Origin of the sequence: Bacteroides sp. D2, from assembly GCF_025147085.1 — a bacterium.
Taxonomy (GTDB): Bacteria; Bacteroidota; Bacteroidia; order Bacteroidales; family Bacteroidaceae; genus Bacteroides.
Genome location: NZ_CP102261.1, coordinates 5,854,854 through 5,880,089, shown reverse-complemented (window position 1 = coordinate 5,880,089; position 25,236 = coordinate 5,854,854). Strand labels below are relative to the sequence as shown.

General features: G+C 42.3%; 17 protein-coding genes and 1 other RNA gene. 15 read left to right on the top strand and 3 right to left on the bottom strand.

From position 1 onward, the window contains the following. Positions 1 to 37 precede the first annotated feature (37 nt). The 3 genes from phoU to NQ505_RS22160 all read left to right on the top strand — a co-directional run bounded on the left by phoU (position 38) and on the right by NQ505_RS22160 (position 2,283). Entirely contained in the window at positions 38 to 727 is a 690-nt protein-coding gene (phoU, locus tag NQ505_RS22170; protein WP_004296659.1) for a phosphate signaling complex protein PhoU, read from the top strand. Between the two features lie 375 nt (positions 728 to 1,102). Then, the gene (locus NQ505_RS22165; RefSeq protein WP_004303876.1) at positions 1,103 to 1,705 is read left to right on the top strand and encodes a riboflavin synthase; all 603 of its coding nucleotides are present in this window, start codon (positions 1,103 to 1,105) and stop codon (positions 1,703 to 1,705) included. Between the two features lie 32 nt (positions 1,706 to 1,737). Continuing rightward, complete coding sequence (locus tag NQ505_RS22160) at positions 1,738 to 2,283, top strand: nitroreductase family protein (RefSeq protein WP_008777194.1); 546 nt, start codon at positions 1,738 to 1,740, stop codon at positions 2,281 to 2,283. Positions 2,284 to 2,496: 213 nt separating this feature from the next. Here the strand turns inward: NQ505_RS22160 and NQ505_RS22155 are convergent, their stop codons facing one another. The 3 genes from NQ505_RS22155 to rnpB all read right to left on the bottom strand — a co-directional run bounded on the left by NQ505_RS22155 (position 2,497) and on the right by rnpB (position 7,650). Then, positions 2,497 to 5,781, bottom strand: a complete 3,285-nt coding sequence (locus NQ505_RS22155; protein ID WP_009000082.1) for a S41 family peptidase — start codon at positions 5,779 to 5,781, stop codon at positions 2,497 to 2,499. A gap of 51 nt (positions 5,782 to 5,832) precedes the next feature. Next, positions 5,833 to 7,152 carry a YihY/virulence factor BrkB family protein gene (locus NQ505_RS22150; protein WP_004296663.1) on the bottom strand — a complete coding sequence of 440 codons (1,320 nt, stop codon included), beginning with the start codon at positions 7,150 to 7,152 and terminating at the stop codon, positions 5,833 to 5,835. Positions 7,153 to 7,264: 112 nt separating this feature from the next. After that, positions 7,265 to 7,650, bottom strand: an RNA gene (gene rnpB, locus NQ505_RS22145) — RNase P RNA component class A. Between the two features lie 98 nt (positions 7,651 to 7,748). Here rnpB and NQ505_RS22140 point away from each other — a divergent pair. The 12 genes from NQ505_RS22140 to NQ505_RS22085 all read left to right on the top strand — a co-directional run bounded on the left by NQ505_RS22140 (position 7,749) and on the right by NQ505_RS22085 (position 25,236). Next, the gene (locus NQ505_RS22140; protein ID WP_009000083.1) at positions 7,749 to 8,729 is read left to right on the top strand and encodes an NlpC/P60 family protein; all 981 of its coding nucleotides are present in this window, start codon (positions 7,749 to 7,751) and stop codon (positions 8,727 to 8,729) included. Positions 8,730 to 8,733: 4 nt separating this feature from the next. Next, on the top strand, positions 8,734 to 9,885 hold the full coding sequence (locus tag NQ505_RS22135; RefSeq protein WP_004327219.1) for a dipeptide epimerase: 1,152 nt from the start codon (positions 8,734 to 8,736) through the stop codon (positions 9,883 to 9,885). A 219-nt stretch (positions 9,886 to 10,104) separates the two neighbouring features. Beyond that, entirely contained in the window at positions 10,105 to 11,640 is a 1,536-nt protein-coding gene (locus NQ505_RS22130; RefSeq protein WP_004296667.1) for a trypsin-like peptidase domain-containing protein, read from the top strand. A gap of 184 nt (positions 11,641 to 11,824) precedes the next feature. Further along, complete coding sequence (locus NQ505_RS22125; RefSeq protein ID WP_002561589.1) at positions 11,825 to 12,685, top strand: RNA polymerase sigma factor RpoD/SigA; 861 nt, start codon at positions 11,825 to 11,827, stop codon at positions 12,683 to 12,685. 134 nt (positions 12,686 to 12,819) lie between these two features. Next, positions 12,820 to 13,443: a murein L,D-transpeptidase catalytic domain-containing protein gene (locus tag NQ505_RS22120; RefSeq protein WP_009000084.1), complete on the top strand. Its 624-nt coding sequence runs from the start codon at positions 12,820 to 12,822 to the stop codon at positions 13,441 to 13,443. Between the two features lie 77 nt (positions 13,444 to 13,520). Beyond that, positions 13,521 to 13,922, top strand: a complete 402-nt coding sequence (locus tag NQ505_RS22115; protein WP_004296669.1) for a hypothetical protein — start codon at positions 13,521 to 13,523, stop codon at positions 13,920 to 13,922. Positions 13,923 to 14,012: 90 nt separating this feature from the next. Further along, on the top strand, positions 14,013 to 15,203 hold the full coding sequence (locus tag NQ505_RS22110; RefSeq protein ID WP_004321143.1) for a clostripain-related cysteine peptidase: 1,191 nt from the start codon (positions 14,013 to 14,015) through the stop codon (positions 15,201 to 15,203). 57 nt (positions 15,204 to 15,260) lie between these two features. Then, complete coding sequence (locus tag NQ505_RS22105) at positions 15,261 to 15,806, top strand: RNA polymerase sigma factor (protein ID WP_004296671.1); 546 nt, start codon at positions 15,261 to 15,263, stop codon at positions 15,804 to 15,806. A 62-nt stretch (positions 15,807 to 15,868) separates the two neighbouring features. Next, a complete protein-coding gene (locus NQ505_RS22100) occupies positions 15,869 to 17,041 on the top strand; it encodes a FecR family protein (RefSeq protein WP_004310276.1) in 1,173 nt (390 codons plus the stop codon). A 148-nt stretch (positions 17,042 to 17,189) separates the two neighbouring features. Beyond that, positions 17,190 to 20,615, top strand: coding sequence for a TonB-dependent receptor (locus NQ505_RS22095; RefSeq protein WP_008025355.1), 3,426 nt, complete (start codon positions 17,190 to 17,192; stop codon positions 20,613 to 20,615). A gap of 5 nt (positions 20,616 to 20,620) precedes the next feature. After that, positions 20,621 to 22,378, top strand: a complete 1,758-nt coding sequence (locus tag NQ505_RS22090) for a RagB/SusD family nutrient uptake outer membrane protein (protein WP_009000085.1) — start codon at positions 20,621 to 20,623, stop codon at positions 22,376 to 22,378. A 29-nt stretch (positions 22,379 to 22,407) separates the two neighbouring features. Continuing rightward, on the top strand, positions 22,408 to 25,236 hold the full coding sequence (locus NQ505_RS22085) for a SusC/RagA family TonB-linked outer membrane protein (protein WP_009000086.1): 2,829 nt from the start codon (positions 22,408 to 22,410) through the stop codon (positions 25,234 to 25,236).

The window sequence follows — 25,236 nt, the reverse complement described above, 5'->3', positions numbered from 1 at the left end:
AATTGATAGAATATTAATCATTTATATATAATAGACTATGGTAAAGTTTATAGAATCGGAACTCATCCTATTGAAGAAGGAAATTGATGAAATGTGGACCTTGGTGTACAACCAGCTTGACCGTGCCGGAGAGGCTGTGTTGACCCTTGACAAGGAGCTGGCTCAACAGGTGATGGTTCGCGAGCGCAGGGTGAATGCTTTTGAATTGAAGATAGATAGTGATGTGGAAGATATTATCGCATTGTATAATCCGGTGGCGATTGATCTTCGTTTTGTGTTGGCTATGTTGAAGATTAACACAAATCTGGAACGTTTGGGTGACTTTGCGGAAGGGATCGCCCGTTTTGTACTTCGTTGCAAAGAACCGGTATTGGATGCGGAGCTGTTGTCTCGTCTTCGCCTGGCAGAGATGCAGGCAGAGGTGTTGTCGATGCTGGAACTGGCAAAACGTGCCTTGAATGAAGAGAGTAATGATTTGGCGGCAGGAGTGTTTGCTAAGGATAATTTGCTAGATGAAATCAATGCGGATGCAACAGGGATTCTTTCAGACTATATTATCGAACATCCGGAAGCTGTACATACTTGCGTAGATTTAGTCAGCGTGTTCCGTAAACTGGAACGTTCGGGAGATCATATTACCAACATTGCCGAGGAGATTGTATTCTTCATTGATGCCAAAGTGTTAAAACATCGTGGAAAAACCGATGAAAATTACCCGGAAAAGTAATTTTCTGCCGATTTTTAAACAGAAATTAGGGCTCCTTAAAAAATTATCTTATATTTGTCTCCTGTAACGGACAAGTTACAGGAGATTTTGCTTCAAATGATAATAAATCTAAAGAATTTTCAAAAAGATGTTATATGACATGTTTTATAATTTGGATAGTATCGGTAAAACCGCCTATATTTGCACCGTTATCCTGAAAACAATCTTTTTACCTTAAAAAAAAACTAATACCTATTGAAAACTGAAAAATGGAGCTTTGTGAAAAGCCCCATTTTTTTTTGCTCTTATTTTCTAAGCTGCTTCCTTATTCGTATCTTTGACCCTTGCATTAAGAGAGTACTTTCAATTGTAAAATCGTAAATAGCAAATAGAATTATGTTTTCTGGAATCGTAGAAGAATATGCTACTTTGGTAGCACTGGTGAAAGACCAGGAGAATATACACTTTACATTTAAGTGTTCGTTTGTGAATGAGTTGAAAATCGACCAGAGTATTTCTCACAATGGTGTATGCCTGACGGTAGTGACTCTGACGGATGATACGTATACGGTGACTGCCATGAAAGAAACGTTGGAGCGTTCTAACCTCGGTTTGTTGAAAGTGGGGGATAAGGTGAACGTTGAACGTAGCATGATGATGAACGGTCGGTTGGACGGACATATCGTTCAGGGACATGTGGATCAGACTGCTACTTGTATCGATATTAAGGATGCGGAAGGCAGCTGGTATTTTACATTCCGATATGCGTTTGACAAGGAGATGGCGAAACGCGGATATATCACCGTGGATAAAGGTTCGGTGACTGTGAACGGTGTTAGCCTGACGGTATGTAATCCGACGGATGATACTTTCCAGGTGGCTATCATTCCTTATACATACGAGCATACGAACTTCCATACGTTTGAGATTGGCAGTGTGGTAAATATCGAATTCGATATTATCGGCAAGTATATCAGCCGGATGATTCAATATAAATAAGAAAATATAAATAAGTGACTGGAGGATTGGAAATGGCATATACTGATTTTCTTCAATTGGTGCAGGCTCGTCAAAGTGACCGTTCGTATGATAAAGAACGTCCGGTGGAGCCGGAAAAGTTGGAACGGGTACTTGAAGCTGCACGTTTGGCGCCTTCAGCCTGCAACGCACAACCTTGGAGGTTTGTGGTCATCACAGACAAGGAACTGGCTCAAAAAGCCGGGAAAGCTGCTGCTGGCTTGGGAATGAATAAGTTTGCCAAAGATGCTCCCGTGCATATTCTGGTTGTAGAAGAATCTGCTAATATAACCTCCCTGCTTGGCGGAAAGGTAAAAGGCAAGCATTTTCCGTTGATCGACATTGGAATAGCGGCTGCTCATATTTCTCTGGCAGCTGAAGCCGAAGGTTTGGGTTCTTGTATTCTGGGTTGGTTCGATGAAAAAGAGCTGAAACAGCTTGCCGGTATTCCTGCTTCGAAACGTTTATTGCTGGATATTGTCATTGGCTATCCGGCAAAGGAAAAACGTAAGAAGATAAGGAAGCCGAAAGAAAAGGTGATTTCATACAATCGTTATTGATTGAAAAATAATTATATTCTTAGCCCTTTAGGATAAGCATATAACAGAAAGCATCGTTGGTTTTAAAGGAAGGGGACGTTCCTTTTAAACCAACGATGCTTTCCTTTTAAAGGAACGACCTGTTTCTTTAAAACCAATAAATGGCTTTTTTAAGGTGTTGATAGTTAGCGTGTTATTGATGCCGCTTTTCCGGCGGCATCAATAATGCTATATTTATTTCTTTTTTGACAAATCTTTCAATAGGTAGTCTACTGCTGCTTTCAGTTGTGCATCTTCTCCTTTCAGGCTGGCTGCCGGTTCGTTATAAACTAGAATATCAGGTTGCAAGGTCTGATTTTCGAGATAGTTGCCTTGCATATCCATGCAACCCACCTGCGGGATACCGAATACAATAGACGGATCTATCTGGCGTTCCCACCACACGGCGGTCATCGTGCCTGCCACCGGGGCGCCTACCAGTTTACCAATACCTAGAGTCTTATATACGTAAGGAGTGCCATGAGCATTGCTGTAATTGTCTTCGCAAGTTAGCATGCATGAGGCTTTCAGCCATTTGTTGAATGGATCGCTGCCGATATATTGTCCGCGTGGCACGAAACGTTGATATTCCTTTCCACTAAGTAAGGTGACTACATCATCGTGCAGCCATCCGCCACCATTATGGCGGGTATCTACCACTACGGCTTCTTTATTACGATAACGGCCGAGTAGTTCGGAATAGATCTTGCGGAAGCTGGGGCTGTCCATACCTTTAATATGTACATAAGCAATGCGTCCGCCGGAAAGCTCTTCCACTTTCTTGGCGCAGCGCTCTACCCAACGTTTGTAAAGCAGGTCGCTTTGGGTTCCATAGCTGATTGCTTTTACTGCTTCTTCAAAACGTTTTTTAGTAGAAGGATCGTATACGGTAAGTACTACTTTGCGTCCGACTTTGCCTTCAAATAACGGGAAGTAATCAGCACCGGCTTCAATCGCTGTGCCGTCTACTTTTTCAATGATGCAACCTGCCTTCACTTCTGTCTTTTTCTGGGTGAAAGGACTTTGCTTCATGATTTCCTTGATCTTTAACCCGGCACCGTCGTATGACTCATCGTAAAAGACTCCCAGAGTAGCGGTAGGCATTGCGCTGCCTCCTGCTGCAAACCGGGCTCCGGTATGGGAACCATTCAATTCGCCAAGCAATTCACTCAACATTTCCGTGAAGTCATAATTGTTGCTGATGTGGGGCAAGAAGCGTTCGTATGCTTTTTTATATCCTTTCCAGTCCACTCCATGCAAGTCGGCAATATAGAATTTGTCATTTACTTGCTGGCAAACGTGGTCGAAGATGTATGCGCGTTCATCATAAGGACGGTAATCGAAGAATGCTTCAAATTCTATCGGTGTAATTTTGCTACCGGCAATCTCTATTTTCTTCAATCGGCCACCTGTGCACATAAAGATATTCTTTCCTTCTTTATCCGGTATGAGTGAGCCGCCGCCAACTCCTTTCAATAATATTTTAGTCGTATTTTCTTTCAGTTTATGCTCCCAAAGGTCGTAGTCTCCTTCAAAAGCTGCCAGGTAATAAAGAATATCACCCTTCGGACTCATGACAGCGTCACCCAGGCGGGAAGAATTTACAGTTAGACGGACGATGCGGTCAAAACGATTCTCCAAATCGAATGTAAGAGGTTTCACTTCCGTACTGTCTTTTTTCGCATTCTCATTCTGGTTCGTTTTCTTCTTACTGTCTTTAGTGTCTTCTTTCTTCTCTGCCTTTTCTTTCTTGGCTTTTTCTTTTTCTGCTTTCTCTGCCTTTTCCGCTTCTTCAAGTAAGGCAATATCTTCTTTGCTCATCAGGAAGCGGTTGTAGGCATCGACGTCGAAAAACATAATATAGGTGTCGTCTTCACTTCCCCAGCTACCATGGCTACGGTATCCGGCACGGTCACTGTTCCATATCATTGCTTTTCCACCCAACACCCATTTGGCGTTGCTGTCGCTGTATCCGCTTTCGGTAAGATTGACCATTTCGCCTTTTCCGTCGGCTTTCAGCAAAACGACGTCTTTATTATTCCAGCCTCCTATGCCAATGAAGTCTGATAGAATCCATTGGCTGTCAGGGCTCCATTGGAACCATTGGTCACCGTCGGCATAAGAATATTGATATTTGGCATCCATCACTGTGCGCACAGCCTTGCTTTTTAGATTGATGACACGGATAGCGGTACGGTTCTCGAGGAAAGCAACCTCTTTACCGTCAGGACTGAATTGTGGTTGGAAAGAAGCGACTTTGGAGTTTGTCAAACGTTCTTCTTTCAATTCTGTGGCATAGGTGAATTGTTTCTCCTCTTTGCGTACGATGGTGGAAGTGTAAAGCTGCCACAATCCATCGCGTTCTGAAGAATAGACGAGTGTGCGTCCGTCGGGAGCGAAACTGATGTTACGTTCCTGATCGGGTGTGTTGGTGATTTGTTTGGTTGTTTTGTAGTCAATGGAGGTTACGTAAACATCACCGCGCATAATGAATGCGACTTCTTTTCCTTTGGGAGATACAGCGATGTCGGTAGCCCCGTTGGATTTGATTTGGCGGATAATATCTTTGTCATTCTTGTCTGCCAGGATACTTATATTTACCTTTTGGGGTTGTTTGCCCGGAGTAAGTGTATAAATTTCGCCGTCATAACCATAACAGAGTGTGCCGGTGGTTGAAATGCTTAGAAAACGTACGGGATGCTTTGTATGGAAAGTGATTTGTTGGGAAGTGGTGGTTCCGGGAGTACGTTGGAATATATTGAAGGAACCTTTCTCTTCACTTAGATAATAGAATGATTTACCATCAGGACTCCATACCGGTTCGCGGTCTTCACCTCCGAAAGTAGTTTGTTTTTGATAAACAGGTTTTTTCCCGGGAGTGTATGTCCAGATGTCACGGGCAATAGGGGATACCTGATGCTTGCGCCAATAGTCTTCGTATCCTTTCTTGTCCTGATAGAGCATCACTCCCTCCTTATTAATAGAGATGCACTCCATTGGCATGGATGAGAACATAGCGGGGCGTCCTCCCGTCACGGCTACCTCGTACACTTGCTGGAACTGGCCGGAAGGAAACCCGGCATCTTCGGCAGAGGGAGCAATGTTGGCTGTGAATAAAATGTGTTTGTTGTCTTTGTAGGCAACAGGTTTCTCACTGCCTGAATGAGTGGTCAGTCGCTGGGGTGCTCCTCCTTCACTGGATACGACGAAAACGTCGAGACTTCCCATGCGATCCGATGCAAAGGCAATTTGTTTACTGTCGGGACTCCATACCGGTTCCGTATCAAAAGCCGGATTGGTGGTGATTTGTGTGGCACGTCCGCCGGTTGACGGTACCGTGTAGATGTCTCCTTTGTAGGTAAATGCAATGGTGGTTCCGTCTGGAGAAAGAGCGCAGTGGCGCATCCATAAAGGAGATTCTTGTGCAATGCTTGTCCCTGCTAGACAGATGACAAATGCACTTAGCAGTAGCTTTTTCATTTTTTCTAATATTGTGTTAAGTTCATTCTCGCGATTTAAGGTTTGACTTTCCTACAAATCCTTCAGTAATACTTTACTTGCTTTTTTATAGTATTCTTCTCTGGATTCGGTCAGCACCTTCCATTCGTCGTTGAATTCTTCGTCTTTGTCTATTTTGAAATTCTCGGAGCCGTATGTGTCCAAACGGTCCAGCAGGACAGCCACATTCAGTTGATTGATATCCATTGAAGGCTGGTAACCGATTTCTTCGCTTTTTTCGTCGGTAACAACCTCGTGAATCAATTCTATTTCCTGTAACTGATAAAGTACCTGATTTGTCAGTCGGATGGGGATCTGATGCTCCTCCGATATTTCTGCAGCCGTATAGGGCGGTTCGTTCTTTTCGAATCGTTTGGCTATGAGTGACATAATCAGGATGGATATAAAATCCCGGTATCGTCTGCTGATGTTCCGGGTGTCCTGGTCAAAGCTAAAGCTGCGGATATTCTGTCCGGCATACGTCAGTTCGGCTCCAAACAAACAGATTGTCCAGGATATTTGCAACCAAAGCAGAAATAAGGGAAGTGCGGCAAAACTACCATAAATGGCATTGTACTTTGACACCCACAACTGGCTGTTGATGTACAGGAACTGAAAAGCCTGATAAGCAGACCCTGCCAGAATACCTGCAATGAGAGCGTGTTTGAATTTCACTTTCGTGTTCGGCATGAAGATGTACAGCCCGGTGAACATCAGCCATGTCAGGACAAAAGGAATAAGCCGTATCATGAATTTCATAACAGGAGCGAGCAGGACGAAATCATCCATCTGCTTGAGAATGGTGCTCATAAACAGAGAAAGTCCTCCGGATACCACGATCAGAATCGGCATCAGCAGGAACATGGAGAAATAGTCCGTAATCTTGCGATACATGGATCGTGCTTTTTTCACTTCCCAGATACGGTTGAAGGTGATTTCAATATTACTGACCAGATTGATAACCGTCCATAACAACATTACCAAACCAACTCCAATGAAAATACCTCCTTTGGTCTGTGAAAGATAGGAATTGACAAATGAGAGAATGGCCTCCGTTGTTTCTGTATTTCCTCCAAAACCGTTGCGGAACTGATGTTCCATCAGGTTGTCGAACCCGAAACCACGCGCTACGGCAAACAGGATGGCAAGTATCGGTACAATGGCAAGCAATGTGCTATAAGTAAGTGCAGAAGCTTTATTGGCCATCCGGTCTTTGGTAAACCGATTGATACAAAGATAGACGGTCTTTATAATATTGTAGAGTGAGAACTTGGTTCGGGTCACTTCGTCTTCCGTAATGCGCCAGATGTCATACGTAAGAAACTTCCATATATCGGTGATTTTCTTCTTCATAGTTCTTCGCTAATTACTAATTGCAAGCAACTAATTACTGATTACAACAGACTTGCTCGAACAGTCGATCCTCATCCATTAGTCATTTGTAATTAAATGGATAATTAAAAGAAAAAGCAGTCAGCCTATAAGCCGAGTTCTGTACCCATATAATTTCCGATTATTAATCTTTAATTATATCAGGTGCCTGTCATTTATCTGAGTGGCGTGTCACCACGACACTTTAGCGGTCTACCCTCCGACATGGAGCGAGCAACTCTCATAACGCCGGTTTACATGACCTTACAACTCCTAAGACGTACAGCCCGCATGTCGCCATGCGACTGGTGGGCTCTTACCCCACCTTCTCACCCTTACCTCTCCCCGAAAGGAGCGGCGGTTATTTTCTTCTACGTTACTCTACCCTCGCGGACAGCTTTCTGTTAGGAAGTAGGATGCTCTATGTTGCCCGGACTTTCCTCCTGCACGAAACATGCACGCGACAGACCGGCCAACTGCTTTAGACTGCAAAAATACGTCATTTATTTTGTTTTAGCCAAAGAAAGTATCACAAATAGAAATAATTTCTAACTTTGCTATCATTAAAATAGATTTTAATGAAGAAGAATATCCTCCTTTTCTATTGTTTCCTGGCGATGATGGCAGCTAGCCTGAAAGCACAGGAAATACGTCCCATGCCTGCCGATTCGGCTTATGGGGTAGTACATATTTCAGTTTGCAATTTGCGCGAGGAAGGCAAATTTACTTCCGGCATGAGTACGCAGGCATTGTTGGGAATGCCGGTCAAGGTGCTTCAGTATAACGGTTGGTACGAGATACAAACACCGGATGATTATATCGGATGGGTGCACCGGATGGTAATTACCCCCATGTCGAAAGAACGGTATGATGAATGGAATCGGGCAGAAAAGATAGTGGTTACCTCGCACTACGGATTTGCGTATGAGAAACCGGATGAGAGTTCCCAACCCGTATCCGATGTTGTTGCGGGCAATCGTTTGAAGTGGGAGGGGAGCAAAGGACATTTCTATCAAGTGTCTTATCCCGACGGACGGAAAGCATATCTTTCGAAATCCATTTCCCAACCGGAAGCGGAATGGCGAGCTTCACTGAAACAAGATGTTGAAAGTATCATTGAAACAGCTTACTCGATGATGGGAATTCCTTATCTATGGGCAGGAACCTCTTCCAAGGGAGTGGATTGTAGCGGACTGGTACGGACCGTACTTTTTATGCATGACATTATTATCCCGAGAGATGCCTCTCAACAGGCCTATGTGGGCGAACATATCGATATTGCTCCTGACTTCTCTAATGTCAAACGGGGAGATCTGGTGTTTTTCGGCCGGAAAGCGACTGCGGAACGTAAAGAAGGTATTTCTCACGTCGGCATTTACCTCGGAAACAAGCAGTTTATCCACGCATTGGGAGATGTGCACGTCAGCAGCATGAATCCTGCGGATCAAAACTATGATGAATTCAACACGAAGCGTTTACTTTTTGCTGTCCGTTTCTTACCTTATATAAATAAGGAGAAAGGAATGAATACCACAAATAAGAACCCCTTTTATCAATAAAAGAATGCAGAACAGGAGAGATTTTTTGAAAACGGCAGCTTTGGCTGCTTTCAGTTCGGGGTTAGTAGCCCGTCAGGCACTAGCCGGAGAATCGTTGCTTTCTACCATTCATATAAATAAGCTCGGTTTGGGAGGGAAGATGAAAATGACTTTTTTCCCTTATGAATTGAAGTTGAGGCACGTGTTTACAGTTGCCACTTATTCGCGTATAACAACTCCCGATGTGCAGGTAGAAATAGAATATGAAGGCGTGACGGGATATGGAGAAGCCTCTATGCCTCCTTATTTGGGAGAAACAGTAGAGTCTGTGATGAATTTCCTTGGGAAAGTGAATCTGGAACAGTTTAGTGATCCTTTTCAGCTAGATGATATTTTGTCATACGTTGACAGCCTCTCGCCAAAGGATACGGCAGCGAAAGCTGCGGTAGATATCGCCCTTCATGATCTGGTAGGGAAACTATTAGGCGCTCCCTGGTATAAGATATGGGGATTGAACAAAGAAAAGACACCTTCCACTACCTTTACGATAGGCATCGATGCGCCGGATGTAGTGCGGGCGAAAACAAAAGAGTGTGCCGATCAGTTTAATATATTAAAGGTGAAACTGGGACGGGACAATGATAAGGAGATGATTGAAACCATTCGTTCGGTAACAGACCTTCCGATAGCGATAGATGCCAATCAAGGATGGGCAGACCGCCAATACGCGCTCGATATGATTCATTGGCTGAAAGAAAAAGGCGTTGTGATGATAGAACAGCCCATGCCTAAGGAGAAGCTAGAGGATATTGCCTGGATAACGCAACAGAGCCCGCTACCGATATTTGCGGATGAATCCTTGCAGCGTCTGGGAGATGTAGCCGCTTTAAAAGGCGCTTTCACGGGAATCAATATAAAGCTGATGAAGTGTACCGGTATGCGTGAAGCATGGAAGATGGTGACATTGGCTCATGCACTCGGCATGCGTGTCATGGTGGGCTGTATGACAGAGACTTCCTGTGCTATTTCTGCAGCTTCACAGTTCTCGCCATTAGTGGATTTTGCCGACCTGGATGGCAACCTGCTTATCTCTAATGATCGCTTTAAAGGGGTGGAAGTGGTGAAAGGAAAGATCACTCTGAATGACTTACCTGGAATCGGTGTCATGAAAATCTGACTTTACTGAATGAATGTCAGAGTGTTAAAGCCATCTGACATACAACGAATGTAAATTTGTCAGGTGTTGTCGTTAACCGCTGTTAAGCTCTAAATATTCTCTGTTAAAAGTGGACAAAAAAGAGTGACAAGTAGAATAAGTGAACGATATTTGTTATTATTTTAACGTCGTAAAAGTTAAAACAATGTCGAATATTAACAATTTAAAGAATTATAAATCATGAAACAGACAACAAAGAACATTCTGGGAGTAGGAGCAATCATTCTTCTTAGCTCAGGAGTTGCAGGATTGACAACTTACAAATTGTTGCAATCTAACGAATCTGCAAAAGAAACATCTTTTAATGAGATGTTCAAGCAGAATCCCAATGTCAAATTGGCTGCTTTTGACGCTGTGAACGCTCAACCTGTTGATTTGACACAGGCTGCCGAGAATTCACTTCATGCTGTCGTACATATAAGGTCTACTCAAGAAGCTAAAACAAGAACTGTTCAGCAAGCGCCGGACATTTTCGATTTCTTTTTTGGTGATGGACGCGGACAGCAACGTCAGGTACAGTCTCAACCTCGTGTAGGTTTTGGTTCGGGAGTAATCATCTCGAAGGATGGATATATCGTAACGAACAATCATGTGATTGAAGGTGCGGATGAAATCAGTGTGAAACTGAATGATAACCGTGAGTTTAAGGGACGCGTGATTGGTACTGACCCTAGCACCGACCTTGCGCTGGTGAAAATTGAGGGTGATGATTTCCCGACTATTCCGGTGGGAGATTCCGAAGCGTTGAAAGTAGGAGAGTGGGTATTGGCAGTAGGTAACCCGTTCAATTTGAACTCTACTGTAACTGCCGGCATCGTAAGTGCAAAAGCCCGTTCTCTGGGAGTATATAATGGTGGTATAGAATCATTCATCCAGACGGATGCTGCCATCAACCAGGGTAACAGTGGTGGTGCACTGGTAAATGCCAAAGGTGAATTGGTTGGTATCAATTCAGTGCTTTCTTCTCCGACAGGTGCTTATGCAGGATACGGTTTTGCTATCCCGACCAGCATTATGACGAAAGTAATTGCCGACTTGAAACAATATGGAACAGTACAACGTGCATTGCTCGGTATTCGTGGTGGCTCTATCGGTAGCAGTTTGATGGACGACCGTCAACCGATTGACAAATCCGGTAAGACATTGGCAGATAAAGCTAAAGAACTGGGTGTTGTAGAAGGAGTATGGGTTTCTGAAATCGTAGAGAATGGTTCTGCTGCCGGAGCTGATATCAAAGTCGATGACGTAATTATCGGTGTGGATAATAAGAAAGTATCCAATATGGCTGACTTGCAGGAAGCACTTGCTAAACATCGTCCGGGTGATAAGGTGAAAGTAAAACTGATGCGCGATAAGAAGGAAAAGACCGTTGAAGTAACGTTGAAGAACGAGCAAGGTACTACCAAGATCGTGAAGGATGCAGGCATGGAAATCCTGGGAGCTGCTTTCAAAGAGTTGCCGGATGACTTGAAGAAGCAATTGAATCTAGGTTACGGTCTGCAAGTGACAGGAGTTTCTTCCGGTAAGATGTCAGATGCAGGAGTTCGTAAAGGCTTCATTATCCTGAAAGCTAATGACCAGCCGATGCGCAAAGTCAGCGATCTGGAAGAAGTAATGAAAGCTGCTGTTAAGTCTCCGAACCAGGTATTATTCCTGACCGGTGTGTTCCCATCAGGTAAACGCGGATATTTCGCTGTCGATCTGACTCAAGAGTAATATATAAAAATAAGGTAAGAAGATTGCAGGATAAGCTAATGAAATAGAAAAAGGATGCCGCCAATCAACTTGTCGGCATCTCTTTTTGTTTTATTAGATGAAAAATATAGTGTAAAAGTTACTTAATTTTGTATGTTAACAAATTATTTGTCGTAACTTTGCACTCCAAATCTGTTTTTAAAGAATGAGACAACTAAAGATTACCAAAAGTATCACTAACAGAGAGAGCGCTTCTCTTGATAAGTATTTGCAGGAAATCGGCCGTGAAGACCTGATTACTGTCGAGGAAGAAGTGGAACTCGCTCAACGCATTCGTAAGGGTGACCGTGTAGCATTGGAAAAATTGACACGTGCCAATCTTCGTTTCGTCGTATCTGTGGCTAAACAGTACCAGAACCAAGGTTTGAGTTTGCCTGACTTGATTAATGAAGGCAATTTAGGACTGATTAAGGCTGCCGAGAAATTTGATGAAACACGTGGATTTAAGTTCATTAGCTACGCTGTATGGTGGATTCGCCAGTCTATTCTGCAAGCATTGGCAGAGCAGTCGCGTATTGTTCGTCTCCCGTTGAATCAGGTAGGTTCGCTGAATAAGATCAGCAAAGCCTTCTCGAAGTTTGAACAGGAAAACGAGCGGCGTCCGTCTCCCGAGGAGTTGGCAGACGAACTGGAAATTCCGGTTGATAAAATCTCTGATACGCTGAAGGTATCCGGCCGTCATATTTCGGTGGATGCGCCTTTTGTGGAAGGGGAGGATAACAGCCTGTTGGATGTGTTGGTTAACGATGATTCGCCAATGGCGGACCGCTCTCTGGTTAATGAGTCTCTTGCGAGGGAAATTGATAGAGCTCTTTCTACGTTAACCGATAGAGAAAAAGAAATCATTCAGATGTTTTTCGGTATCGGACAGCAAGAAATGACATTGGAAGAAATCGGCGATAAATTTGGCCTCACACGTGAGCGCGTTCGTCAGATTAAAGAAAAAGCAATTAGAAGACTTAGACAAAGTAATCGTAGTAAATTGCTCAAATCTTACTTGGGATAAGTAAGGAATATCAGTTTCTGAAAGAAAAAAGAATTTGAGTCGCATAAGTCGCACTTTTCATATAGAAGAATGTACTTATGCGACTTTTTACATAAGCCCCATTCTATAATTCAATCTTATACTATGTGAGTTTTATGAAAAAGTCAGTTTTAATATCATTGGTTCTTATTGCTTTGGGAGCAGGGCTGGTGGCGTATGCAAGATGTGCGGTATCCTCTTCTGATTCGGTGCCTGCTAAAGTAGAGCAGCGTTTGCGGGAAAAAGCACAGGCGGGAAAGGCTTATTGTGATAAGAACGGATATAATACGAATTATTGCTTTCTGGTAGATTTCAGTATTCATTCTGGTAAAAGGCGTTTCTTTGTATGGGATTTCAAAGGAGATTCCGTGAAGTATGCCAGTCTCTGTGCTCATGGATATGGGAAAAATAGCACTGTGTCCAAGCCTGTATTCAGCAATGTGGAAGGTAGTTATTGCTCTTCTTTGGGGAAATACAAGGTGGGTATCCGGTCGTATAGCAAGTGGGGAATCAATATTCATTATAAATTACATGGATTGGAAGCGACGAATGATAATGCTTTCAAGCGGTATATCGTGTTGCATTCTTATACTCCGTTGCCGGAAACAGAGGTGTATCCTTTGCATCTTCCGTTAGGAATCAGTCAAGGGTGTCCTGTAATATCCGATGAAGTGATGAGGAAAGTTGACGGGTTGCTCAAAGCGGAAAAGAAACCAGTCCTGCTATGGGTCTATGACTAAGAAATGCTATTTATTTGAGATAAATAGAGGTAATCTCCTCTTTTTTGTTACCTTTGCAAGGTTAAAAATTATATGATATGAAATACGTAAAAATACTATTTGCAATTGCACTTGTGTTTACCATGTGCTCCGCTTTTTCCTTGAAAAAAGACCACTCTAAACCGGTTTATGCTTTTGGAATTTCTGCCTCATTTACGGATACAGTAGTCTATTTCACGGACATTCAGATATTAGATAGTGCGAAGGTTAGCAAGGAAGGCTTCTTGTCTCACCGTGAGTTGTATAGTTATCAGTTGAAGAATTATCTGGAGGATAACCAGTTGCAACAGAATAGTACATGTATGATTTACTTCTCGGAAAACAAGAAGAAATTAGAAAAAGAAGCAACGAAGATTCTGAATAAATACAAGAAAAATAATAGAATGACGGTGTCGCGGATTGATTCTGATAAATTCCACTTTACGAAACCGGAAGAATAATAAGCAATAGTTAAATTGTTAATATAATAAGAGATGCAGCTTTGCATCTCTTATTTTTTTATCTTTGCCTCGTAATAAACTTGAAATCTAATGAAAAAGATAAAAATATTCTCCTTGTTTGTGTGTTTGGCTATGCTGGTAATCGCTTGTCATAATGACGATGATGAAAGAGGAGTCCAGATGCGTACAGTTCTTGTTTATATAGCAGGTGACAATTCTCTTCGCAGCTTTGCCACAGAGGATTTGGCGGAAATGACAGAGGGAATGCAGTCTGTAGATGATAACTCTTATAACCTACTCGTATACATTGATACCGGATCAAGTCCTAAACTAATTCGATTGAAGAAGGATAAAAAGAAGAATGTCGTACAGGAGGTAATCGCTACGTATGAAGGACGAAACTCTGTAGATGTCTCTAAGATGAAGGAGGTTATCAACACGGCATTTTCTGAATATCCGGCACAGAGTTATGGGTTGGTTTTGTGGTCTCATGGAGAAGGATGGTTGGCAAAATCGCAGAATAAAACCCGTTGGTGGGGACAGGATGGTGGTTCAAATTACATGGATATTTCCGAGTTAAAAGATGTTCTGCGTAATGCGCCTCATTTGAGTTTTCTTCTTTTCGATGCATGCTTTATGCAATCTGTTGAGGTGGTCAATGAATTGAAGGAACATGCGGATTACATAATAGGCTCTCCGACAGAGATACCCGCACCGGGTGCTCCATATCAGAAAGTAGTTCCGGCTATGTTTGCCAATAATGCATCGGCTACGGACATAGCAAAGGCATATTTTGAATTTTATGCAGATGAAAATCTTTATACTGGCAAATTGCCATATAATTGGGGCTTAGGTGATCCCTGGACGGCAGGAGTCTCTGTTTCTGTAGTGAACACTTCCATGTTGGAACAACTGGCTAAAAGCAGTAGTGAGATTATTCCGAAATATATTAAGGGCAGACAAGCGATAGCCACATCGGGCATACTCTGTTATGATTGTCGGTCCAGTAAGTATTATTATGATTTTGATGGATTAATACGTTCTTTAGGTAGTGAGACTAGCGAATATGAGGCTTGGAAAGCTGCTTATGATGCTGCTGTGGTTTATTGGAAGACTACTCCTAATAATTACTCCAGTTATGGCGGTAGTTTCTCGATGAATGGCTCTGCAGGACTTTCTACTTATATATTTCGTCAGTCGTATGAAGAGGAGATAAATCCTTTTTATCGTCAGTCGATACAATGGTACTCCGCTGCCGGATGGGATGAGACAGGCTGGTGATAATTACCATTTCAATATTCTTTAGAAGATAGGATTCTAACTTTTTGTGAAGATAGTGTGAAGAATAAGCAATCCTTATATAAGTGGTTATATGAGACGTATGAGAACGATTTGTTTTCATACGGCATTGCTTTTGGCATTAGTAAAGAACTTTTAGAAGATGCCATTCACGATGTTTTTTTGCATTTATATGAGCGTGAGCACAAACTTTGGGAAAGTCAGAATATGAAGTTCTATCTGTTGAACTGTTTGAAGAACCGGATTCGGACCATTAAGAAAAAAGAAATGAATACCGAATTTCTGGAAGAAGGTTCTGATAACTATAGTTTCCTTATTGAAGTGAACGGCTTTGAACTCATAGATGAAGAAAAAGAAAGAGCCGCTATGCAAAAACAGCTGAAAAAGATGCTGGATAGCCTTACAGACCGGCAACGGGAGGCTGTATATCTTCGTTATACCCAAGGACTTAGCTATGAGGAAATCGGGAAATTGATGGGAATACAACCTAAAGCAGCACAGAAATTAGTGTATCGGGCTATCGAACAAATGCGTAAAATTCAGCCTCAAATTATTTATTTTTTCCTTTTCGGTTATTTTCTTTAATTTTCGTGGGGGTATTTTTGTTCTTTGCGTGTTTTTAAAGTGAAACCGTAAAAAGAACGAGTATGCATTCAGATCGAATACCCGAATCGACAAAACAATGGCTACAAAATGAAGACTTCATATTGTGGTGTCTGGCTCCTACCCAGGAATCGGAAGAATGGTGGGTTAATTATCAAAAAGAGCATCCCGAAGATCAAGCATCCCTACAGGAGGCCCGCAAAATCATATTATCTGCCCGGCTGAATCCGGTTCAGCGCTTACCCGAAGAATCAGAAAGATTGTGGGCACGTATAGAGACAAGCATGGAGCGTCGTGATAAGAGACATCGTTTTATCTTATTTACCCGTTATGCTGCCGCCTGTGTACTAATATTAGGTATTGTTTCTTTCTGGTTGATTCATTCTTTTCAGACGTCCGGAACTGCTGATGATCTGCTTGTCAATGTGAAAGCAGATACTCTGTATCAGAAAGTAATGCTGATAAGAGATGATGCGGAAGCGATTCAGATAGAGAATAATGCCGTCATTACTTATGATAGCAATATTACTATTCAATCCGATGGTAAGGAAACAGAGATAATCAAAGAGGGAGCGGTTCAACCCGGAAAACAAAATACACTGATAGTTCCTTATGGTAGCCATTCATCCATTGTATTGGCAGACGGATCGAAAGTATGGATTAATTCCGGAAGTAAATTACGTTTCCCTTCCTCTTTTGGTCCGGGCGAACGCAGGATAAAAGTAGAAGGAGAGATTTATATAGAAGTTGCCAAAGATACTTCCCGGCCTTTTTATGTAGAGACACCCCAACTGACAGTTAATGTATTGGGAACAAAGTTTAATGTGTCTGCCTATGCTGATGATGCATTGCAATCCGTGGTGTTGGTAGAAGGAAAAGTAAATGTAAAAGCAAACTCCAATGAAGATTTTGTCCTTTTGCCTAATCAGCGTTTTAAGTTGAGTGATGGAATATCCGGCATCGACGAAGTAAATGCTTACGATTATATTTCATGGAAAGATGGCGTACTTCAGTTCCGGGGTGAGACAATGAAAGATATTATCCAACGGCTAAGTCGCTACTATAATGTATCTATCACATGTACGCCGGAAGTTGCGCAAAAGTGTACAATGGGAAAACTTATCTTATTTGATGATATAGAACAAGTCATGAAAACCTTCTCGTTGCTGTACGATGTCCAGTGTACAATTGAAGCGGGAAGTATAAAAATCGAGTAATAACCCTAAAAAATTAATGCCTATGAATAAACCACAGAAATGAAGCCTTTGTAAAAAAGAAGTTCGGAAGAGAGGCAACTCTTCCGAACCCGTGAGATTTAAATTTTTCAATTACTTATGAAAAACCTAAAAATTGATACGCAAAAATATGGAAAATTCCTATTACAATCATGCAAATAGGGCATATTTTCTTTGTAAATCATATCTGTTTGTGAAATTTTTTGTTATTTTTCTATTTATAGCGAATGTAACTCTCGCTAATGGAAATGGAACGAGCGAACTCTATGATATAAAGAAAGGGACTCTACTGGAATATTTTAAAGATATAGAGAAAGAAACAGGCTACGTTTTCATCTATTCGAAAGATATCCGACCTAGTTTAAATCAAGTTGTCAGTGTAGATCTATCCAGGAAGAAGACAATCACAGAAAAATTGTCAGCCTTGTTTGAAAAGACAAATCTGGTATATGAAATAAATGGAAAACAGATTGTTGTAAAGAGAAAAACGGCAGTGAAAAAGAATCTTTCTTCGCAGCCACAGGAGCCTCGGAGAATAACCGGTACTATTACCGATACAAAAGGAGAACCGATTATCGGTGCCAATATCAAGGAAGTCGGTACATTTAACGGCATAATTTCCGATATAAACGGGCGCTTTGCCTTATCTGTAAATCCGAATGCAGTTTTGGAAATCAGTTATATCGGTTATGTCACGACGACAGTACCTGTAAAAGACAATAAAGTGCTTTCTATTGAAATAAAAGAAGCCGAGCAAAGTCTGGAGGAAGTCGTTGTTGTCGGCTACGGAAAGCAGAAGAAAGAAAGTGTGACAGCATCTATCGCTTCTATTTCGAGGAAAGAACTGGTACAGACACAACAATCCAATATTAGTAACATGCTGGTAGGACGAATGCCGGGATTGATTGCTTTTCAAAGAAGTGGTGCTCCCGGCGAAGACGCTTCCAGTCTGTTAATCAGAGGTGTCAGTACATTTACAGACAACACGGCTCCTTTAATAATGATCGATGGCATCGAACGAACTAATTTTGACGGCATAGATCCGAATGAAGTTGAATCATTGAATATACTTAAAGATGCTTCGGCAACAGCGATCTATGGAGTAAAGGGAGCTAACGGCGTAGTATTAATTACTACCCGTAAAGGGGAAAGAGGGCGTCCCCGGTTGAGCTATTCGGGTAATTTTGCTTTGCAGCAATCTACCCAGCTCCCCAGTTATCTGAATAGTGCGGATTATGCAACTTTATACAATGAAGCTTTAGAAAATGACTCCCGGGTTTCGGGTTCTACCTACCAACCGAAATTCACGGATAAAGATATTGAATTGTACAGAAATGGCTTTGATCCGATTTTGCATCCGAACACTAACTGGATAGACGATTTTCTTAGAAAGTTTTCTACCCGCACTCAACATAACATCAACCTTTCGGGTGGTACAGAACGTGTGAAATACTTTATATCGGGAAGTTATTTCGATCAGACCGGTATCTATAAACATACCAAGATAGATTCGGATCATGATGTAAATCCCCGTAACACCCGTTATAACTTCAGAACTAATTTCGATTTTCAGATAACGCGGGACTTTTCGGCAACTGTTCAAATGGCCGCCCAGATAGGTAGAGTGATTACTCCGGGCTCCGGTAACAGTGGAATCTGGCAAGCTATTTCTTTCGCCAATCCCTTGAGCTCTCCGGGATTGGTGGACAATAAAATTGTCCGCATACAGGATGGATTGGGAAGCGTCAATCCCTGGCAAACCTTATTAAGCAACGGTTATCAGAAAGATAATAGAAATAACATCAATACAACATTACGTCTGAATTATGATTTATCATCTTTGCTGACCAAAGGTTTGTCCGTACACGGGAGTATCGCGTATGATAGCTATTATTACAGCCGTAAGAAATATTCGAAAACCTTTCCTTATTATCTTGCGCGCCGTGATGCGGAAGATCCGGATTACATCTATCTGATCCCCCAATCAGAAGAGAGTATCTGGTCTGTAAGTACCGGATGGGATAAGAACCGGAAAGTATATATGGAGTTTGGAATTGATTATAATAGAACTTTCGGGCTTCATAAAACGACAGCACTTATTCTGTATAATCAGAGTAAATACTATTCCCCCTCCCTTCAATATTATGTACCTAATGCTTATCAGGGATTGGTAGGACGATTGACCTATGAATATGCCTCCCGTTATTTGGCAGAATTCAATATGGGATACAACGGAACCGAGAATTTTGCCAAAGGCAAACGGTTCGGATTTTTTCCTGCTGTTTCATTAGGTTGGGTCATCAGTGAAGAAAAGTTTTTTCCGAAAAACAATATCGTTAAATATCTAAAGGTGAGAGGGTCCTACGGAGAGGTAGGAAACGATCAGATAGGTGGTGATCGATTTTTGTATCTGCCGTCTTCTTATGGAGCAGCGAGCGATTCGGGTGTGAACAAGTATAATTTCGGTTTGGCTTCCAATCCGTATACTTCACTGATGATTGTTGAAAATAAAATCGGTAATCCTGATCTGACTTGGGAAAAGGCGAAAAAGATGAATGTCGGTGTAGATATTAATCTGTTCAATAATTGTCTGACTGCTTCATTTGATATATTCAAAGAAAAACGAAATAACATATTAGCCAACAGATCAACATCCCCCATGATTATAGGTGCTAATCTTCCTGCATATAATTTTGGAGAAATGGAAAATCGCGGTTGGGAAATGGACCTTAATTTTAGACATCATATACAAGATTTCCATTATTGGGCACGCTTCAATTATTCATTTGCGAGGAATGAAATCATCTACATGGATGAAGTGCAGAAGAGATATGATTATCAGATGACTACCGGAAGAAGAAAGAATCAGTTTTTCGGACTGATCTTTGACGGATACTATAACTCGTGGGAAGAAATCAATGCATTAGACCGTCCTAAAAGTTCATGGAGCGGGAATCAGTTGCAACCGGGAGACGTCAAGTATGTAGACGTCAATCAGGATGGAGTGATTGATGATTACGACATGGTTCCGATAGGATACACCCCCGTACCGGAGATTATTTACGGTTTCTCATTCGGAGCGCAATATAAAGGATTTGATTTCTCCATCTTATTTCAGGGAGCCGACAATGTATCCATTAAATATTTCGGACGGTCGATGTGGCCTTTCGCGAAAGGAGAAGAGAGTGCGAAATCTCTGATAAAAGAACGTTGGACACAGGAACGGTATGAGGCAGGAGAAAAGATCACCTTTCCCCGTTTGTCTCTGAATCCCAACGGAGAAACCGATCACAACTATCGTCCTTCTACTCTTTGGATACGGGATGCCAGTTATTTGCGATTGAAAAACCTCGAAGTAGGATATACATTTACCGGAGGTTTTGTCAAACGGCTTAACCTGAATAGTGTAAGATTATATTTCAACGGTTCCAATTTATTCACGTGGACAGATGTGGTAGATCTGGACCCGGAAGCACCTTCGAGAAGTGGAAATGTTGAAATCAATACATATCCGTTGCAGAAAGTATATAATATTGGTCTTAATATAAATTTTTGATAATCATGAAAAGAATAACATATATATGTGTAATACTTCTGTCGTCTGTATTGATGTTTTCGTGTAGTGACTATCTGGAAGCTCCGCCCTCTGTCGATTTGGATGAAGACGGTGTCTTTGCCGACAGGACTTTGACAGAACAATACATAACAGGCATCTATGCAGAAGGTATGCCGCTGGGGTTCTCGATGGGAAGTAGCGGGATCGACCGTAAATTGTGTGCAACCTCAACCCTGGCAGGAGCGTGTGATGAAGCCGAACAAGGTGCAAACTGGGGGAAGGGCAATGCCTCGTGGAACGTGGACAATCATAACAACAGCAGCATAGACTGGGATGAAGACCCCCGTCACAACACCCGTTGGCAGACATTACGAAAATGCAATATCGTGCTTGAACGTATTGACGAAGTGCCCGATGATCCGGGAGACGTTGATTTTAAGACACGTTCCAGAGGCGAAGCCTATTTTATGCGGGCTTTGGTCTTCTGGGAAGGAGTATATAGATATGGTGGACTGCCTATAATACACCGTAGAATAAATCCGTCGGAAGATGGTAAACTACCCCGTAATACATTTTCCGATTGTGTAGACTCCATTCTTGTCGATTGTGACCGGGCTGCCTCCATATTACCGGATTATTATACGAATTCGATATTGGTGGGACGGGCAAACAGGATAGCCGCCTTAGCCCTCAAATCCAGAGTACTCCTGTATGCGGCGAGTCCTTTGTTCAATACCGACGATCCGTACCTTCCTTTAAGTGGAAATAATGACCTGATAGGATATGGAAACTATAGTAAAGAACGCTGGAATGAAGCTGCTAAAGCAGCCAAGGCAGCCATTACCGCTGTTGAATCTTCTGGCTATTATGACTTGTACGATGAGGGAACACCTGAAACAAATTACGAACATGTGTGGACTGCTCCCGATAACAAAGAAATAATTCTGGCCAACAAAAAATATCGGAATTTCACAACAAGCAGTCATCCCATAACAAGCAATATACCGGCATGGGCGGGAAGTAGTTGGAGCGACGGCGGTCTTTTTACAACCTTCAATTTCGTGCGTTTCTATGAGAAAAAAGACGGGAACCAACAAACATGGAATATGGATGGTGGCGATGATCTGCTTGAAAAGTACGACGAACTGGACCCTCGTTTTGCGCAAACCATTGCAGCACATGGAGCTAACTGGAATACAGAGATTGGAATTCTTAATTTTCTGCCCGGTGGAGCTCACAATGTAGCCAATGATAAAACGAAACACCTGGTTCGCAAATGGGTACCTCGCGTACTAAGAGCAACGGCTCCGCGCAACTCCACTAATATGGACTGGATTGTCTTCCGGGTAGCCGAACTCTATCTGAATTATGCAGAAGCTTTGAATGAATATTATGAAACTCCCCCGAAAGAAGCATTCGATGCAGTCCTGAAAGTTCGTGAACGCTCCGGAATGCCGGGCTTTCCTTCCACTTTGAATAAAGAGCAGTTCAGGGAGAAACTGCGAAGAGAACGAGCCGTGGAACTGGCTTATGAAGATCATCGTTTCTGGGATATAAGACGTTGGCTGATAGCCGATGATGAAGGTGTTATGAAAGGTGCCATGTATGGATTGCAGCTCTCCGCTGTTACAGGAGCACCGGGTAAAGTACATTACAAACCTTATGTCTTTGAAAACAGATTATGGAGTGACCGTTCTTATTTACATCCTATCAAGCAGACCGAAATAGATAAAGGGTATATGCTTCAGAATCCGGGATGGTAAATATGTTCAATCAACTAAAAATAAAAGGTATGACAATAATAAACAGTATATACAAAGGGAAGCGTTATGCTATACTTTTGACTACTATTCTCACTTTTTATGCTCCCGTTTTGTTTGCTCAACACATAGCCGATTCTGCACTTGTAGAAGTCGCCTATGGGCAACAACCGGAATGGAGGCGAACAAGTGCCATTTCTTCCATACGTGGGGAAGATTTGCTGAAAACTACTTCCGCAAGCTTGGGAAATAGTCTGCAAGGACAGCTTCCCGGACTAACATTGTTGCAACAAAGCGGAGAGCCCGGCTATGATTTCTCTATCGCGAATCTCTACCTCCGGGGACGTACTTCCTATGCAAGCGGACAAAAAATGCTGGTATATGTCGACGGTTTCGAAGCCCCGATTGAAAGTCTGTCCACTGCGGAAATCGAGTCTGTAACATTATTGAAAGACGCTTCGGCTCTGGCTTTATATGGTATGCGTGGTGCAAATGGTGTTTTATTGGTGACAACCAAGAAAGGATGCGTTTCCGCTCCGCAAGTCAGTATCCGTTTACAAATGGGAATACAACAACCGTTGGGCGTTCCCGATCCTATCAATGCGTATGATTATGCCACCTTATACAATCAGGTGCGTGTGAATGACGGATTGCCTCGTTTATACACTCCAGAGGAATTGAATGCCTATCAGAACAACACCGATCCTTACTTTTACCCCAATGTAAACTGGAAAAAGGCCATTTTGAATAATACAGCTCCTTTGAGTATGGCTGATTTAAGTTTTAAAGGAGGAGGAGATGTGGTGCAATACTATGTAATGATGAATCTTTTGCAGAACATCGGTTTCTACAAAGACACCGATAAAAAACGCCGGGAAAACTCGAATGCCTATTATGCGAGCTTTAATTTCAGGTCTAATTTGAATATCCAGATAAGCAAACACCTGTCTACCGGACTCAATTTTAGCGGGAGTGTAGGTAATCGCTCTATTCCCGGAGGCAGCAGTTCTGCCAACAGACTTTTGGGAGCGATATGGAGAACAGCTCCGAATGCATTTCCGGTGTACAACCCCGACGGATCGTATGGAGGAAATGCCGCTTTTACCAACCCGGTCGGTAATATCGTCAGCAGAGGGCTTTATAAAGAAAACAGCCGGACTTTCCAACTGATTTTTATGCCTAAATACGATCTGGAGAAACTGACAAAGGGATTAAGTGTCAGTGCCGGTATTGCCTACAACAACTATATGGCGGATTCATCTATAAAGAATCAGAATTATGCCCGTTATTCCCTTTCCAAAGGAGCAGGGGGAGAGGTGCTATATACACCCTACGGCGCTGATTCTCCTTTGGAATCCGATGAAGGATTCCGTACAGACTGGAGTCGTCTGAACTTTAAGGCACAGTTGGATTATGATCGCGTTTTCAAGCAACATCAACTCACTGCCAGCATCTTTTTCCTGTCTGATTTATATCAGAAATATGGAAGTCGTGATGACATTAAATACTTGAACTATGCGGGGCGGGTAACTTACTCTTATAATCAAAAATACATAGGAGAATTTGCAGCTTCATATACAGGTTGTGATGATTATGCTCCTGGAAAAAGATATGGATTCTTTCCCGCTTTCTCCGCCGGATGGATACTGTCGAAAGAAAACTTCATGAAAAATATCAACTGGGTTGAATATTTGAAGCTAAGAGCATCTATCGGACTGGTTGGAAACAATCAGAATGAGAACGGACGTTATCTGTTCGACCAGACTTATAGCAGTAACGGCTCCTATTTTTTAGGTACAGGGTCGTCATCAACAGGCGGGTTTCGGGCAGATATGATTGCCAATCCCGATATTAGTTGGGAGAAGGAACGTGTATTCAATATCGGATTGGATGCAGTTTTACTGAAAGGGCTGTCGGTAGAATTCGATTATTTCCATAAAGAAAGATATGATATCCTGTCACAGCCGTATTCCACTATTCCCGGATTTGTTGGAGCCTCTTATGGCGACATATTGCCTTATATGAATGTAGGCAAAGTAAAGAATCAAGGTTTCGAGGGTACGATCAGGTACGAAAGCAGTCTTAAAAACAACTTCAACTATTACGTTGAAACATCGGCGTGGTATGCAAAGAATGAAATTGTCGATATGGCGGAAGAAGTGAAACTCTACGATTATCAATATCGTAAAGGGCGTTCCGTGAATACTCCTTTTGTACTTGTTGCTGACGGACTGTATCAGGAGAGTGATTTCGACTCGAATGGAAGTCTGAAGTCACATTTACCGGTACCGCAGTTTGGAGAAGTAAACCCCGGTGATATAAAATATATCGATAAAAATGGTGATGGAGTAGTCGATTCCAATGACTCCTATCCTGTGGGATATTCTAATATTCCGGAGTGGAATTATGCTTTGAAAATAGGCTTTGAATGGAAAGGGATAGACGTTGAGGCTTTATTTCATGGCGTTGCCAATAGAGACATCTATTTGAGTGGGCCGTTGGCTTATTCCTTTACCGACAATGGTTCTGCTTCAAAGCTGGCTCTCGACAGCTGGACACCGGAGAATCCCAATGCTTCTTATCCCCGTTTGTCTACCCGGACATTTGAAAACAATTACCGGACATCTACATATTGGAAAAGAAACGGAAACTACTTCAGAATGAAGAATATTCGGATTGGATATACCTTCCCCCAGTCAATAGCAAGAGCGATAAAACTGTCCAGATTGTATGTGTATGCTAATGCGAGCAATCTTTTCACCGTGAGCCATCTTGACGGATTGGCCGACCCGGAAAGCAGTTCTTTGATTACATATCCGTTGACACGTTCCTACAACCTGGGAATAAAAATTGATTTTTAA

Bases quoted from the DNA above. Each gene is read 5' to 3' on its own strand.
- NQ505_RS22130 (WP_004296667.1), top strand. From the start codon at position 10,105: ATGAAACAGACAACAAAGAACATTCTGGGAGTAGGAGCAATCATTCTT.
- phoU (WP_004296659.1), top strand. From the start codon at position 38: ATGGTAAAGTTTATAGAATCGGAACTCATCCTATTGAAGAAGGAAATT.
- NQ505_RS22115 (WP_004296669.1), top strand. From the start codon at position 13,521: ATGAAATACGTAAAAATACTATTTGCAATTGCACTTGTGTTTACCATG.
- NQ505_RS22100 (WP_004310276.1), top strand. From the start codon at position 15,869: ATGCATTCAGATCGAATACCCGAATCGACAAAACAATGGCTACAAAAT.
- NQ505_RS22155 (WP_009000082.1), bottom strand. From the start codon at position 5,781: ATGAAAAAGCTACTGCTAAGTGCATTTGTCATCTGTCTAGCAGGGACA.
- NQ505_RS22110 (WP_004321143.1), top strand. From the start codon at position 14,013: ATGAAAAAGATAAAAATATTCTCCTTGTTTGTGTGTTTGGCTATGCTG.
- NQ505_RS22095 (WP_008025355.1), top strand. From the start codon at position 17,190: ATGGAAAATTCCTATTACAATCATGCAAATAGGGCATATTTTCTTTGT.
- NQ505_RS22135 (WP_004327219.1), top strand. From the start codon at position 8,734: ATGCAGAACAGGAGAGATTTTTTGAAAACGGCAGCTTTGGCTGCTTTC.
- NQ505_RS22085 (WP_009000086.1), top strand. From the start codon at position 22,408: ATGACAATAATAAACAGTATATACAAAGGGAAGCGTTATGCTATACTT.
- NQ505_RS22125 (WP_002561589.1), top strand. From the start codon at position 11,825: ATGAGACAACTAAAGATTACCAAAAGTATCACTAACAGAGAGAGCGCT.
- NQ505_RS22160 (WP_008777194.1), top strand. From the start codon at position 1,738: ATGGCATATACTGATTTTCTTCAATTGGTGCAGGCTCGTCAAAGTGAC.
- NQ505_RS22090 (WP_009000085.1), top strand. From the start codon at position 20,621: ATGAAAAGAATAACATATATATGTGTAATACTTCTGTCGTCTGTATTG.
- NQ505_RS22120 (WP_009000084.1), top strand. From the start codon at position 12,820: ATGAAAAAGTCAGTTTTAATATCATTGGTTCTTATTGCTTTGGGAGCA.
- NQ505_RS22165 (WP_004303876.1), top strand. From the start codon at position 1,103: ATGTTTTCTGGAATCGTAGAAGAATATGCTACTTTGGTAGCACTGGTG.
- NQ505_RS22140 (WP_009000083.1), top strand. From the start codon at position 7,749: ATGAAGAAGAATATCCTCCTTTTCTATTGTTTCCTGGCGATGATGGCA.
- NQ505_RS22150 (WP_004296663.1), bottom strand. From the start codon at position 7,152: ATGAAGAAGAAAATCACCGATATATGGAAGTTTCTTACGTATGACATC.